The organism is Pseudomonas sp. NPDC078416 (genome assembly GCF_050268485.1).
GTDB lineage: Bacteria > Pseudomonadota > Gammaproteobacteria > Pseudomonadales > Pseudomonadaceae > Aquipseudomonas.
The window spans coordinates 69,955-83,577 of sequence record NZ_JBNNGV010000015.1 but is presented as its reverse complement, the minus strand read 5'-3'; the positions used below and the strand labels follow the sequence as shown (position 1 = coordinate 83,577).

Here is a 13,623-nt window from a genome sequence, read left to right as displayed (position 1 = left end):
AAGGGTGATCACTTCCCGGCGATCTGATCCTTGGTATAGAACCCGTCCTTCTCCAGCAAATCGATGTTGTCCTTGGTCAGCGGCGTCGGGGTCAGGAGGATGGTGTCGACCTTCTTGGCGCCGTTGTCGTACTGCGAGCTGAACGTAGGCTTTTCGTTGCGCGCCAGTTGCACCGACAGTTTCGCCGCTTCCGAGGCAATCAGTTTCAGCGGTTTGTAGACGGTCATGGTTTGCGTGCCGTCGATCACGCGCTTGACCGCTGCCAGGTCGGCGTCTTGCCCGGAGATCGGCACTTTGCCGGCCAGCTTTTGCGCGGCGAGGGCTTGAATGGCGCCGCCCGCGGTGGCGTCGTTGGAGGCGACGATGCCGTCGATCTTGTTGCTGTTTTTGGTCAGGGCGTTTTCGACAATGCTCAGGGCTTCGGTCGGGTTCCATTCCTTGACCCACTGCTGGCCGACAATCTTGATGTCGCCCTTGTCGATGGCCGGCTGCAGCACTTTCATCTGGCCTTCGCGCAGGACCTTGGCGTTGTTGTCGGTGGGCGCGCCGCCGAGCAAGAAGTAATTGCCTTTGGGCGCGGCCTTGAGCACACCGGCCGCCTGCATTTCGCCGACTTTCTCGTTATCGAAGGAGATGTAGGCGTCGATGTCGGCGTTGAGGATCAGCCGGTCGTAGGACACCACCTTGATGCCGGCCTTCTTGGCTTCGGCGACAGCGTTGGTCAGCACCGTGGCGTTGAACGGCACGATGACGATGACATCAACGCCGCGGGAGATGAGGTTTTCGATCTGGGAGATCTGCTTCTGCTCGTTGGCGTCAGCGGACTGGACGTACACCTTGGCGTCCATTTTTTCTGCCGCTGCGACGAAGTAGTCACGGTCCCGGGACCAGCGTTCAAGGCGCAGGTCGTCGATGGAGAAGCCGATTTTCGGATGGGCCGAATCGGCCATGACGGGCAGGCTGAGCAGGGCCAGGGCACTGGCGAGCAGGGTGGTCTTGAAACTCTTCATTGGGTTGCGTCCTGTTATTTTTGTTTAAAGACACTTTTCGAGCATGTACCGGTGGAACTGTAGAGACTGGCCGCGCACCGCGAGCGGGGAATTGTCGTGAGAATGTAACCAGCCTCTTTGCGTAGTAGGACCTGCTGACTTAGTAGGACCGGTTGACGTTAGTAGGACCGGCTTTAGCCGGGAACCATTCGTGAGGGCAGCGCCGCTTCATTGGCACGCCGAAGAACCGTAGGAGCCGGCTTGCTGGCGAACGCGTCAGTTCAATCGACCTCTTCACAGCTGACCCACCGCGTTCGCCAGCAAGCCGGCTCCTACCGTTGAGCGCGCGTCGTGTCAGGGATAGATGCACCCGTGCACAGCGCCTTCGGGTGTCAGGGATAGATAAACCGGTTGACCACGCCTTCGAGCATTTCCTGGCGACCGCTCACGGCCTGGGGGTTGAGTTCGTTGTCCAGCGCGTGTTGCGCCAAGGCATCCAGGCTGAAATCCCCTGACAGCACGGCGCGCCCGAACGGTTGGTCCCAGCCGGCATAGCGCTGGTCCTTGAACGCCTGCAGCTTATCGTCCTGAATCATCGCCGCCGCCCGTTCCAGCGACAGCGCGAGGACGTCCATGGCCGCGACATGGCCGTAGAACAGGTCGATTTCGTCCAGGCTCTGCCGACGCACTTTCGAATCGAAATTGTAGCCGCCGTTCTTGAAGCCACCGGCCTTGAGGATCTCGTAGGTGGCCAGGGTCAGCTCTTCGACGCTGTTGGGAAACTGGTCGGTGTCCCAGCCGTTCTGCGGATCACCCCGATTGGCGTCGATGCTGCCGAAGATGCCAAGGGACGCTGCGGTGGCGATCTCATGGTGAAAACTGTGGCCGGCGAGGGTGGCGTGGTTGGCCTCGATATTGACCTTGATCTCTTTCTCCAGCCCGAACTGTTGCAGAAAGCCGAACACCGTCGCCGTGTCGTAATCGTACTGGTGCTTGGTCGGCTCCTGGGGTTTGGGCTCGATCAGCAGGTCGCCGGTAAAACCGATCTTGTGTTTGTGCTCGACCACCATTCGCATGAAGCGGCCCAGTTGCTCGCGTTCGCGCTTGAGGTCGGTGTTGAGTAGCGTCTCGTAACCTTCGCGACCGCCCCACAGCACGTAGTTCGAGCCCTTGAGTCGATGGGTCGCGTTCATCGCGCTGAACACCTGAGCGGCCGCGAAGGCGAACACTTCCGGATCGGGGTTGCTGGCAGCGCCGGCGGCGAAGCGCGGGTTGCTGAAGCAGTTGGCGGTGCCCCACAGCAGCTGAATGCCGCTCTGTTCCTGATGGCGTTCGAGTTCGTCGACCATCTGCGCGAAGTTGTGGCTGTACTCCTTGAGGCTCGCGCCTTCGGGGGCGACGTCGGTGTCGTGGAAGCTGTAGTAGTCGATGCCCAGCTTGGAGAAGAATTCGAACGCTGCATCGGCTTTCAAACGCGCCAGCTCCATGGCATCCCCCGGTTTGACCCATGGCCGCTTGAAGGTGCCGACGCCGAACATGTCGGCGCCCGGCCAGACGAAGGTGTGCCAGTAGCACGCGGCCATGCGCAGGTGCTCGCGCATGGGCTTGCCGAGGATGATCTTGTTGGCGTCGTAATGGCGGAAGGCGAGGGGCGACTCGCTGCCGGGGCCTTCGTAGCGAATGGTGTCCACATCGGGGAAGCAGGGCATCGGGGTTTCCTTATTGTTTTATCGGCGGCGTTCTTCGTGTTTTTGTTCTTGGCTGCTCCCGATACTAGCAACGGCCCCGTCGGCGCCGATTGCGAAAATCACCAACCCGGTGTTCGATTTTGAGTATTGAGATTCCCCCGGCGCAGGCCTAGTCTGTGCCGACTCGCTTCACAGGCCCGGGGAACAATAATGAAAACCGTCCCGCCCGCTCACCGCATCGCGCTGTTGTTCAACGGCGGCAAGATCTATGACCGCGGCATCATCACCGGCATCGGCAATTACCTGAGCAGCACCCGTGCCTCCTGGGAACTGTTTCTGGAAGAGGACTTTCTCTGCCGCCTGAAAGGCATCGAGCGCTGGCAGGGCGACGGCATCATTGCCGACTTCGACGATCCGCTGATCGGCGAAGCGCTGGCCGGCAGCACTTTGCCGGTGGTGGCCGTGGGCGGTTCCTACGAGGACGAACGGGCCTATCCGAAGCACATTCCCTACGTCGCGACCGACAACTTTGCTCTGATCAAGCTGGCCTACGAACACCTGATCGAGGCTGGCCTGACGCGCTTCGCCTGTTTCAGCCTGCCGGAAGCCCAGAGCAATCGCTGGGCCCAGGAGCGTGAAAAAGCCTTTCGCCGGCTGTTGCAGCGCGACGGTTTGCACGGCGAGGTCTATCGCGGCCTGAGCACCAGCGCGCCGTTGTGGGACAGCGCCGTCGAACAGCAGATCACCTGGCTGCAAAGCCTGCCCAAACCCATCGGCATCATCGCCGTCAGTGACGCCCGCGCGCGGCAGTTGCTGCAGGCGTGCCTGACCGCGGGCATTGCGGTGCCCGAGCAGGTGGCGCTGATCGGCATCGACAATGACCCGCTGACCCGCACCTTGACGCGAGTGCCGCTCAGTTCGGTGACCCAGGGGACTCAACTGATGGGCCGCACGGCGGCGCAGTTGCTGCATCAGATGCTGCACGGTATGCCCTCGACCGCCCACCAGATTCTGGTGCCGCCCGAGGCCATCAACGTTCAGGCTTCCAGCCTGCATCAGCCACTGGGCAATCCGTACGTCATGCAGGCGCTGCACTTCATTCGCCAGTACGCCTGCCAGGGCATCAAGACCGCCCAGGTTGCGGGCTACGTCGGCATTTCCCGCTCTTCGCTGGAATCGCACTTTCGCAAGGAACGCGGCTGCAGCGTGCATGACGAGATTTTGAGCTTCAAACTGACCGCCGCCGCTTCGGGGCTGAAACACGGTGATTCGGCCATCGCCGACATCGCGCAAAACTGCGGCTTCAAGTCCGCGCAATACCTGCACACGGTGTTTCGCCGGGAGTTCGGCTGCACCCCTCGCGAATATCAGCAGGGGGATGCGGCACCGATTCATTGATTTGCTTTAGGGCGCCCCGTTGTGGGCGCGTCTGTCATAACAACGACAACATCACAGGAGTCATCGATGCATCCGATTCGTTTAGGGCTGGTGGGTTACGGCAAGATCGCCCAGGACCAGCACGTGCCGGCGATCCACGCCAGTGACCGCTTTGAACTGGTGGCCGTGGCGACGCTGGGTCAGCACTGTCCGGGCGTGCCCAATTTCAGCTCGCTGGCAGAGTTGCTGGCGGGCGGCCCGGCGGTGGACGCCATCGCCTTTTGCACGCCGCCCCAGGGGCGTTTTGCGCTGGTTGAAGAGGCGCTGAAGGCTGGCAAACACGTGCTGGTGGAAAAGCCGCCGTGCTCGACCCTGGGCGAAGCGCTCTCTCTGATTGATGAAGTCAATGCAGCGGGCGTCAGCGGGCTGTTCGCCTGGCATTCACGCTTCGCCCCTGGCGTGCGCAACGCGGTGCAGTGGCTTGAGGGCAAGACCCTCAAGCAGGTGCGGATCGACTGGAAAGAGCAGGTGCGCAAATGGCACCCGGGCCAGGCGTGGATCTGGCAGGCAGGCGGGCTGGGCGTGTTCGATCCGGGCATCAATGCGTTGTCGATCGTCACCGAACTGCTGCCCCGCGCGCTGTTCGTCGAATCGGCGAACCTGAGCGTGCCGAGCAATTGCCAGTCGCCGATTGCAGCGTCGTTGCAGATGCGTTCCGGTGAGGACGTGCAAGTGATTGCCGAGCTGGATTTCGACCACAGCGTCAACGAGCAGTGGAGCATCGAGCTGCACTGCGACGAAGGCGCGATGCGTCTGGACGCGGGCGGCGCGCAGGTCAGCATCGACGGCGTGGCGCAGACCGTTTCGGAGGAGGGCGAGTACCCGGCCATGTACGGGCACTTCGCGCGATTGATCGACGCGGGCAAAAGCGACCTGGACCTGCAACCGCTGCGCATCGTCGCCGACAGTTTCTTTGTCGGCAGCAAGGAAACGGCGCCTGAATTTCATGAGTGACAACTGACGAACAACTGCCCGATCTGGCGCGCCGGTCGGGCTTTGTCGCTTATGGCACGTGGGCCGACAGCGTCAGATATGTACCACGCCGGCCAGAGCAATAGAGAACGAAACGATAAGGGTCAACAGAATGGTCATGTTGATGGACATTGCGGGCAAATCCTTGTCTGGTTAATCAGTGCCGCCATCATCCGGATTTGCACGGGCAAACAGAACGGCGTTCGTGCGTATGTTGGCAATCGATGGAAACAATAGTTCGGGTTTTTTGTGCGGCGCGAGCATGTTTGACCCTTTGCCACGGCGTTGCCTGATCCGACGCTTTCGCGGGCAAGCGCGCTCCTGCAGGGTATGCAACGCCTATTAGTGGGACCGGCTTTAGCCGGGAAGGCGTCGGGTGTGACACCGCCAATATGAGGGTCCTCACACTGGCCTCTTCCCGGCTAAAGCCGGTCCCACAAAAAGCGATGCGGCGCGACTACTGATCGCAGGCTTACCCTCGGGAAACGGCCAGTTTGATCGCCGTTTTCACGGCGGACGATAGAGCTCCGCCGAGCACAAATCTGTTGGAGCCGGCTTGCTGGCGAACGCGATTGGCCATTCACCACCGCATCGCCTGGCACAACGGGTTCGCCAGCGGGCTGACTTGTACGGGATGATCGCGTTGAATCAGCGGGATCACCGTTGGCAATCGATATCAGAAAACGCATTTATCAAGGACTGTCATGCCCTCCAATTTCATCCGCATCACCGACGAACACCTCCTCTCCGACAACTGGTACGTGCTCAAGAAATACAGCTACGAGCTGCAACGCCGTGACGGCAGTTGGCAGTCCCAGACCCGCGAGGTCTACGACCGGGGCAACGGCGCGACGATTCTGTTGTACAACCTCGAACGCCGCACCGTGGTGCTGACCCGCCAATTTCGCATGCCGGCCTTCGTCAACGGCCACGACGGCTACTTGATCGAAGCCGCAGCAGGATTGCTGGACAACGCCAGTCCTGAAGAGCGCATTCGCCTTGAAGCCGAGGAAGAAACCGGCTACGTCGTGCGCTCGGTGAAGAAGATATTCGACGCCTTCATGAGCCCGGGATCGGTGACCGAGCGCATTCACTTTTTCATCGGTGAATACCAACCCGGCGATCGAGTCAGCGACGGCGGCGGGCTGGAAGAGGAGGGCGAGGACATCGAGGTGCTGGAGCTGGATTTCGAGCGCGCCATCGCCATGGTGGAAAGCGGCGAAATCAATGACGGCAAGACCATCATGCTCCTGCAATACCTGGAGCTGCGCCTGATGAAATGAGAACTGTGAGGCCAAAACGACTCAGGGTAAGACGATAAAGTTTCACGAATCAGTAAACTTTCTTACGTTGCAATGAGAATCGTTTGCGTTATCCTTCGCGTTCCTTTGTTACCAGGGATGTCGAACAAGATGGATTTTCGCCCTGCAATGAGCCAGCCCACACGGCTCGGCTCACCGTGTGTTGGCGCCACCCGTGGCGCGAGAGACCCGCGCCTCGAGGCGCTGATGGGCACCTACAACACCCACCGCGAAGCGCTGCTGCGCCTGGCGGCCAAATTCCTCGGCTGTCGCGCCCGGGCCGAAGACGTGGTCCAGGACGCTTTCGTGAAGATGCTCGAAAGCGACCTGGCCTCCACGGAACCGGCGCGCTACATGTTCCGCGTCGTGCGCAATCTGTCCATCGACCGCCTTCGTCGCCAGCGTCTCGAACGCAACCACGGCGCCGAAGCCGAGCAGCAAGAGCAGATCCGTTTCGAGGTGTCCCCGGAGCGCGTGCTGGCCGGTCGCGAGTCCCTCGGTCAACTGGTCGGCGCGCTCAACGAACTGCCCAAGCGCATGCGCATCGTCTTCGACCTCAGCCAGATCCAGGGCTACACCCAGCGCGACGTGGCCAAGGTCATCGGCACCTCGCCAACCATGGTCAATTTCCTCCTGCGCGACACCCTGTCTCACTGCCGTGCGCGGCTCGGCGAGCTCTAGGCATCGTCGCGTCATGTCCCCCGTTTTCACTGCCCGGAGTCATCCATGAAATTAATTCGTCTGGTCTTCCAGCAATACCGCTGGCCGCTTGCATTGGTGCTGCTGCTGAGCGTCAGCAGCGGGCTGTTGAGCGTCGGCGTGATTGCCTTCGTCAACCAACGCATGATCAGCAGTCACGAAGGCCTCGGCACCGCGCTGTGGCAATTCGGCCTGATGCTCGCCGTGCTGCTGGCGCTGGCGTCCGGGGCGTCGTTGTCGCTGACCGCGCTGGGTCACCGGTTCGTCTATGGCCTGCGCCGGGTGATGGTCAAGCGCCTGCTGGACACCAACATCGAGCGCATCGAATCCATCGGCGGGGCGAAGATCTTCGCCAGCCTGTCCAGCGACATTCGCGCGGTGACCATGGCCTTCGTGCAACTGCCGGACCTGATCTACGGCTCAGTGCTCAGCGTCGCGTCGTTCAGTTACCTGGCCTGGCTGTCGCCGTCGCTGTTCATCACCACGCTGTGCTGGATGGCGTTCACGTTGGGCGTGGGCTGGTTGCTGGTGGGCAAGCTCAACGCCCACATCCGCGCGCTGCGTGAGTCCGAAGACAAGCTCTATCAGAGCTACCAAAGCGTGATCGACGGGCGCAAGGAGCTGACCCTCAACCGCGACCGCGCGCGCCGCCTGTACGAAGAAACCTTCGACGTCGCCGCCCAGCGCTACCGCGAGCATTTCACCCTGGCTGACCGGTATCACGGCCTGGCGAGCAACTGGGCCAACATCATGGTCCTGGGCACCATCGGCCTGGCGTTTTACCTGGCCAACGGCCTGGGCTGGGCGCCGACCGAAGTAGCCGCGACCTACGCGCTGACCGTGCTGTTCATGCGCACGCCGCTGGTGCTGGCGGTGGCAGCGATTCCGGCGCAGATCTCCGGGCGCGTGGCGCTGGATAAAGTCGAGTCCTTGGCGCTGGCCGAACACCACGAAAGCTTCGACGTTGCCCCGAGCCACATCGCCGGTCACTGGCAGACCCTCGAACTGCGTGACGTCGAATACCACTACGCGCCCCAGGGCGACGAGCCCGGCTTCGATGTCGGCCCGGTCAACCTGACCCTGCGCCGTGGCGAAACTGTGTTCCTCATGGGCGGCAACGGCAGCGGAAAATCCAGCCTGGCGCGCTTGCTCAGTGGCCTGTATCGACCGTCGGCGGGGGCGATCCTGATCGACGGCCAGGTCATCGGCTCGGACGACTGGCTGGCCTACCGTCAGCTGTTCGCCAGTGTGTTCACCGACTTCCACCTGTTCGCTCAATTGCTCGGGCCCGATGGGCAGAACGCCGATGTCGCTGACGTCGAGCACTGGCTGGAAAAGCTGCACATGAAGCACAAGGTGCAGCTCGCCGACGGGCACCTGCTCGACACGCGTTTTTCCCAGGGGCAGCGCAAGCGCCTGGCGCTGATGCTGGCGCTGCTGGAGAAGCGCGACATCCTTCTGCTCGACGAATGGGCGGCCGATCAGGACCCGTTGTTCCGCCGCTTCTTCTACCGCGAGCTGCTGCCGATGTTCAAAAAGGCCGGCGTCACGGTGTTTGCCATCAGCCACGACGACCAGTATTTCGACCTCGCCGACCGCCTGGTGAAGATGGAGTCGGGCCAGCTCAGCGAACTGCAGGGTGATCGCCGCGAAAACGCCAGCCGCGACGCGGTGGAAGAGATCGGTGCCGCTTACCAGATGAAGACAGCCGAGGCGTTGTAAGAATTTTCGGCGACCGGGACTAAACAGCCGTCAGCCTCAGTCGTCATGTTAATGAGAATCAGTCTTAAACATTTTTGATGCGCGTGAACGGCCATCCGGCGCCGGCGACTGTGTCGCCCGGCTTGCCGGAGTCGATCGCCCATCGCGCCTTACGAGAGGGAAGCATGGAACTCGTCTACGACTTCATCGGCATCGGTTTCGGCCCGTCGAACCTGGCTTTGGCCATTGCCACCCAGGAGCATGCCCAGCGCAGCGGTCTGGCGCCCCACGTGTGTTTCCTCGAGAAAAAGCCGGCGTTCAACTGGCACGAAGGCATGCTGATCGACGGTTCCACCATGCAGATTTCCTTCCTCAAGGACCTGGTGACCCTGCGCAATCCGGCCAGTCGTTTCACCTTCGTCAACTACCTCAACGAGCGCGGCCGCCTGCAGGACTTCATCAACCTGAAGACCTTCTTTCCGACCCGCGAGGAGTACACCGATTACCTGACCTGGGCCGCGTCCCACTTCAACGAACAGGCCCATTACGGCGCCGAAGTGATGTCGGTGGAGCCGCATTTCGAAGACGGCCGTTTCGTCGCCATGGACGTGCTGTCCCGCGATGCGAACGGTGAAATCTCCCGCCGTCGCGCGCGCAATCTGGTGTTCGGCATCGGCGGCATTCCCCAGTCGCCAGCGGCCTTCGACGGTCTTGAAGATCCTCGCGTGCTGCACTCTGCCGGCTATCGCGGCGGCATCGAAAAACTGCTCGCCAATCGCCCTGGTCCGGTGCGGGTGGCGGTGGTTGGTGGCGGTCAGAGCGCGGCGGAAATCTTCGAAGACCTGGCCTCGCGTTTCGACAACGTCGAGGCCACCCTGGTGATCCGCGGCAGCGCGCTGAAGCCCTCCGATGACAGCCCCTTCGTCAATCAGATCTTCAACCCGTCGTTCACCGACACCATCTTCAACCACAGCCAGGAACGTCGCGTCGCGCTGTTCGACGAGTTCCGCAACACCAACTATTCGGTGGTCGACACCGACCTGATCGAGACCATCTTCCAGCGCATGTACCAGCAGAAAGTGCGCGGCGAAGAGCGTCATCGCATGCTCACCAACCGCGAAGTGGTCCACGCCGAAGTGGCCAGCGATGGCATCGAGCTGTTCCTGCGCGATGCGCCCCATGACCAGATGAGCAGTGAGACCTTTGACGTCGTCGTGCTCGCCACCGGTTACCGCCGCGACTACCACCTGGAACTGCTCTCGGGCATTCAGCAATACATCGAGGGCGCCAACGTCGACCGGCACTATCGCTTGCCCCTGACCCCCGGCAGCGAAGCGGGGATCTTCCTGCAGGGTTGCTGCGAAGACAGCCACGGTTTGAGCGACACCCTCTTGTCAGTGCTGGCGATCCGCTCCCAGGAAGTCGTCGAATCGATCTTCGGCGATCAGGCGCAACCGTGTTCGGCGCGCGCTGCCCATGGGTCGTTGCAGGCCCAGGCCGAGCCGCGCGTGGCACTCAAGCTGGCGCGCTAGGTCCGGGCAACAAACAAAGCCCGTCACAGCGGTGGTCGTCAGCGGCCACCCACTCTTTTCTCACAACGTTGTGGGCCGCCTTCGCGCGGCCTGCGGGTTGAGCCTTGCCGATACAAACAGGTGAAAGAATGAAATCCATACGAGATCAGGCCGCGCATTTTCCCGAACTGGTGGGCTTTTATGCGCAGACCCAGCCGGACCGGATTGCCCTTCGACACATCGTCCACGAGGACCAGCCGCCGCTGCTGACCACCTACGCCCAGCTGGATGCACGAGCGCGTTCGATTGCCGCCTGCCTGCTGCAGCACCTCGGCGTGCAGGGCGGCGAGCGTTGCGTGCTGATCCTGCCGACCGGCGCCGATTACGCGGCGGCGTTCCTCGGCTGTTTGTACGCCCGGGTCATCGCCGTGCCGGCCTTCGCCCCCGAGTACAACCGGCAGACCCACTTGGACCGGCTGACCGGCATCCTCCACGACGCCGCGCCGCAGATGGTGCTCGGGCGCAGGGAGGATCTGGATAAATTCCAACACCTGTTGCAGCCCTTTATGCCCGCTGGCGGGCGTTTCGCGGCAGTCGAGGAGATCACCGGCGGCCACACAGGGTTTCAGGCGCCACTGATCGACACCGCGTCGCTGGCTTTCCTGCAATACACGTCGGGCTCCACCAGCGCACCGAAAGGCGTGATGGTCTCCCACGACAACCTCATGGCCAACGAAATCGCCATGGCCCGGCACTTCGTCTCCGATTCAGGGCTGGAGAGCTGGGTCAGTTGGCTGCCGCTGTACCACGACATGGGCCTGATGTGCGGCCTGCTGTTGCCGCTGTATTACGGCGGTACGCTGACGCTGATGTCGCCGAACTATTTCCTCGGCCGCCCGGCGCGCTGGCTGGAAGCGATGAGTCAGTACGGCGGGACCTTTTCCGGCGGGCCGGATTTCGCCTATCGCCTGTGCGTCGAGCGCATCAAGCCCAGCGCCGTGAAGGGCCTTGTGCTGGACAACTGGAGCCTGGCGTTTTCCGGCTCCGAGCCGATCCGCATCGCCACCCTGGACGCCTTCAGCGAGCATTTTGCGCCGGCCGGTTTCAACCGTCGCGCCCTGACGCCGAGCTACGGTTTGGCCGAAGCCACCCTGTATGTGAGCGCCGCCGAGCGCGACAGGCCGTTCGGCATCAAGCATTTCGACGGCAGCCAACTGGCCGCCGGGGACGCCGCCGAGGCGGTTTTCGCTAATCAGAATTCCAGCAGCCGTCTGCCAGGATGCGGCTGGTGCCGGCCCGATCACGACCTGCGCATTGTCGATCCGGCCACGCTGCAGCCACTCGCGTCCGGCCACGTCGGCGAGATCTGGATTGCCGGACCGAGCGTCGCCCAGGGCTATTGGCAGAACGCCGAAGCCACCGCGCAGACCTTCGTCGAGGAAGACGGCAAGCGCTGGTTGCGCAGCGGCGACCTGGGCATTGCCAGCGACAACGAGCTGTTCATCACCGGTCGCTTGAAGGATTTGATCATCCTCAACGGCCAGAACCTGTACCCCCAGGACATCGAGCAGGCGCTGGAGAAAAGCGTCGAGCTGCTGCGTCGCGGGCGCATCGCCGCCTTCCCGGTGACGGACGAACAGGGCGTCGAAGGCGTCGGTCTTGCGCTGGAAATCAGCCGCAACGTGCGCCGCCTGATGAAGCCGCCGATGATCTGCAACGCGGTGCGCGACGCCGTGTCCGAACTGTTTCTGGTGGCGCCGAAAGTCATCGTGCTTTTAGAGCCGGGCGCACTGCCGCGCACCACCAGCGGCAAATTGCAGCGTTCCGCCTGCCGCAGCGGCTGGCAGAACGGCAGCCTCGACAGCTTTGCGATCTGGCAGGACGGGCGCTTGCTCGATGCTGACAGCGCGTCCGTTCCCGTTGATGCATCGCCGTTGCTCCCGGAAGTTGTGGCGGCTTGGCAGGAGGTCCTCGGCAAAAGTGACCTGAATGCCGCCGATCACTTCTTCGCCCGTGGCGGTGATTCGGTCGGCGTAGTGCAAGTGCTGTCGCGCCTGAACAGCGAGCTGGGCCTGAAACTTGAACCCGCGCAGCTGTTCGAACACCCGACCCTCGGCGCCTTCAACGCCCACGTCGCCGCGCACGTCTCCACCCACGGCCGCAGTGCCGAAGCCTCTGCGGGCGTGCCGCGTATTTCCCGCGACAGCGACCCCGAACAATCATTCGCCCAGCAGCGCCTGTGGTTCCTCGCGCAACTGGAGCCGGACAGCAGCGGCTATCACCTGTGCGGACAGCTGAGTCTCAACGGCGCGCTGGACGACGCCGCCTTGCAACGCAGCCTTGACGACCTGGCCGCCCGCCATGAAAGCCTGCGCACCACCTTCGCCATCGACGCCAACGAAAAGCTGGTGCAGCGCATTCACGCGCCGGCCCCCGTCCTGATCGAACGCCATTACCTGAGCGAGGACACCGACCCGGCAGCAGCCTTGAGCGATTTGGCCAGAACAGCGGTCGAGCAGCCGATGGACTTGCAGAACGGCCCGCTGTGGCGCGTGCTCAATGTGCGGTTGGCAGCGGATCGGCAGCAACTGGTGCTGGTCCTGCACCACATCATTGCCGACGGCTGGTCGGTGCAGGTCATGCTCAAGGAATTCGCTGCGCTGTACAGCGTCCATGCGCAGGGGGCACAACCGGCGTTGCCGCCACTGCCGATTCAATACGCCGACTTCGCCGCCTGGCAGCGCGCGCGTCTGGCCGGTGGGGAAGGCCTGCGCCAACTGGCGTACTGGCGTGAGCGATTGGGTGATGCCCAGACCGTTCTGAACTTGCCGGCCGATCGCCCGCGTCCGGCGCAACAAAGCCATCGCGGCGCCCGTTACGCCATCGCCTTCGACCGCGACCTGAGCCAAAGTCTGCGCGACCTCGCCAGCGGCCACGGCGCGACCCTGTTCATGGTCATGCTCGCCGCCTATAAAACCCTGTTGCAGCGTTACAGCAGCCAGACCGACCTGCGCGTCGGCGTGCCGGTGGCGGGGCGGACCTGCACTGAATCCGAAGGGTTGATCGGCCTGTTCGTCAACACCTTGGTGCTGCGCAGCGAAGTGTCGCCGCAACAGTCGTTCAGCACGCTGATCGAGGCGGTTCGCCACACCGCGCTGGGCGCGCAACACCATCAGGACCTGCCGTTCGAGCAACTGGTCGAAGCCCTCGGCGTGTCGCGCAACCTCAGCCACAACCCGCTGTGCCAGGTGAAATTCACCCAGCAATTCCCGCTGCCGCAGAACGTTGAAATGGCCGGCGTGCGCATGGACGTCAACCAGCTCGA

The 13,623-nt window shown here is 62.6% G+C and carries 9 protein-coding genes (1 of these 9 only partly in view); 7 read left to right on the top strand and 2 right to left on the bottom strand.

Annotated elements, in window-relative coordinates; translation table 11 throughout:
• Nucleotides 1-8: 8 nt before the first annotated feature.
• Both xylF and xylA read right to left on the bottom strand, forming a co-directional pair.
• A complete protein-coding gene (xylF, locus tag ACQKEN_RS15025) occupies nt 9-1,010 on the bottom strand; it encodes a D-xylose ABC transporter substrate-binding protein (RefSeq protein ID WP_427686587.1) in 1,002 nt (333 codons plus the stop codon).
• Between the two features lie 371 nt (nt 1,011-1,381).
• Complete coding sequence (gene xylA, locus ACQKEN_RS15020) at nt 1,382-2,698, bottom strand: xylose isomerase (protein WP_427686585.1); 1,317 nt, start codon at nt 2,696-2,698, stop codon at nt 1,382-1,384.
• Between the two features lie 189 nt (nt 2,699-2,887).
• On the opposite strand from xylA, the gene ACQKEN_RS15015 reads away from it, so the two are divergent.
• The 7 genes from ACQKEN_RS15015 to ACQKEN_RS14985 all read left to right on the top strand — a co-directional run.
• Entirely contained in the window at nt 2,888-4,075 is a 1,188-nt protein-coding gene (locus tag ACQKEN_RS15015; RefSeq protein WP_427686583.1) for a XylR family transcriptional regulator, read from the top strand.
• Between the two features lie 66 nt (nt 4,076-4,141).
• Nucleotides 4,142-5,068, top strand: coding sequence for a Gfo/Idh/MocA family protein (locus ACQKEN_RS15010; RefSeq protein ID WP_427686581.1), 927 nt, complete (start codon nt 4,142-4,144; stop codon nt 5,066-5,068).
• A gap of 722 nt (nt 5,069-5,790) precedes the next feature.
• On the top strand, nt 5,791-6,369 hold the full coding sequence (gene nudK / locus ACQKEN_RS15005) for a GDP-mannose pyrophosphatase NudK (protein ID WP_427686579.1): 579 nt from the start codon (nt 5,791-5,793) through the stop codon (nt 6,367-6,369).
• A 147-nt stretch (nt 6,370-6,516) separates the two neighbouring features.
• Nucleotides 6,517-7,068, top strand: coding sequence for a sigma-70 family RNA polymerase sigma factor (locus ACQKEN_RS15000; RefSeq protein WP_427686577.1), 552 nt, complete (start codon nt 6,517-6,519; stop codon nt 7,066-7,068).
• A 45-nt stretch (nt 7,069-7,113) separates the two neighbouring features.
• Nucleotides 7,114-8,808: a multidrug ABC transporter permease/ATP-binding protein gene (locus tag ACQKEN_RS14995; RefSeq protein WP_427686575.1), complete on the top strand. Its 1,695-nt coding sequence runs from the start codon at nt 7,114-7,116 to the stop codon at nt 8,806-8,808.
• Between the two features lie 164 nt (nt 8,809-8,972).
• Entirely contained in the window at nt 8,973-10,319 is a 1,347-nt protein-coding gene (locus tag ACQKEN_RS14990) for a lysine N(6)-hydroxylase/L-ornithine N(5)-oxygenase family protein (protein WP_427686573.1), read from the top strand.
• Between the two features lie 128 nt (nt 10,320-10,447).
• Nucleotides 10,448-13,623: the 5' end (the start) of an amino acid adenylation domain-containing protein gene (locus ACQKEN_RS14985; RefSeq protein ID WP_427686571.1), read on the top strand. Its footprint extends 6,559 nt past the window's final position; the window shows 3,176 of its 9,735 coding nt (coding positions 1-3,176); the start codon lies at nt 10,448-10,450; the stop codon falls past the right edge of the window.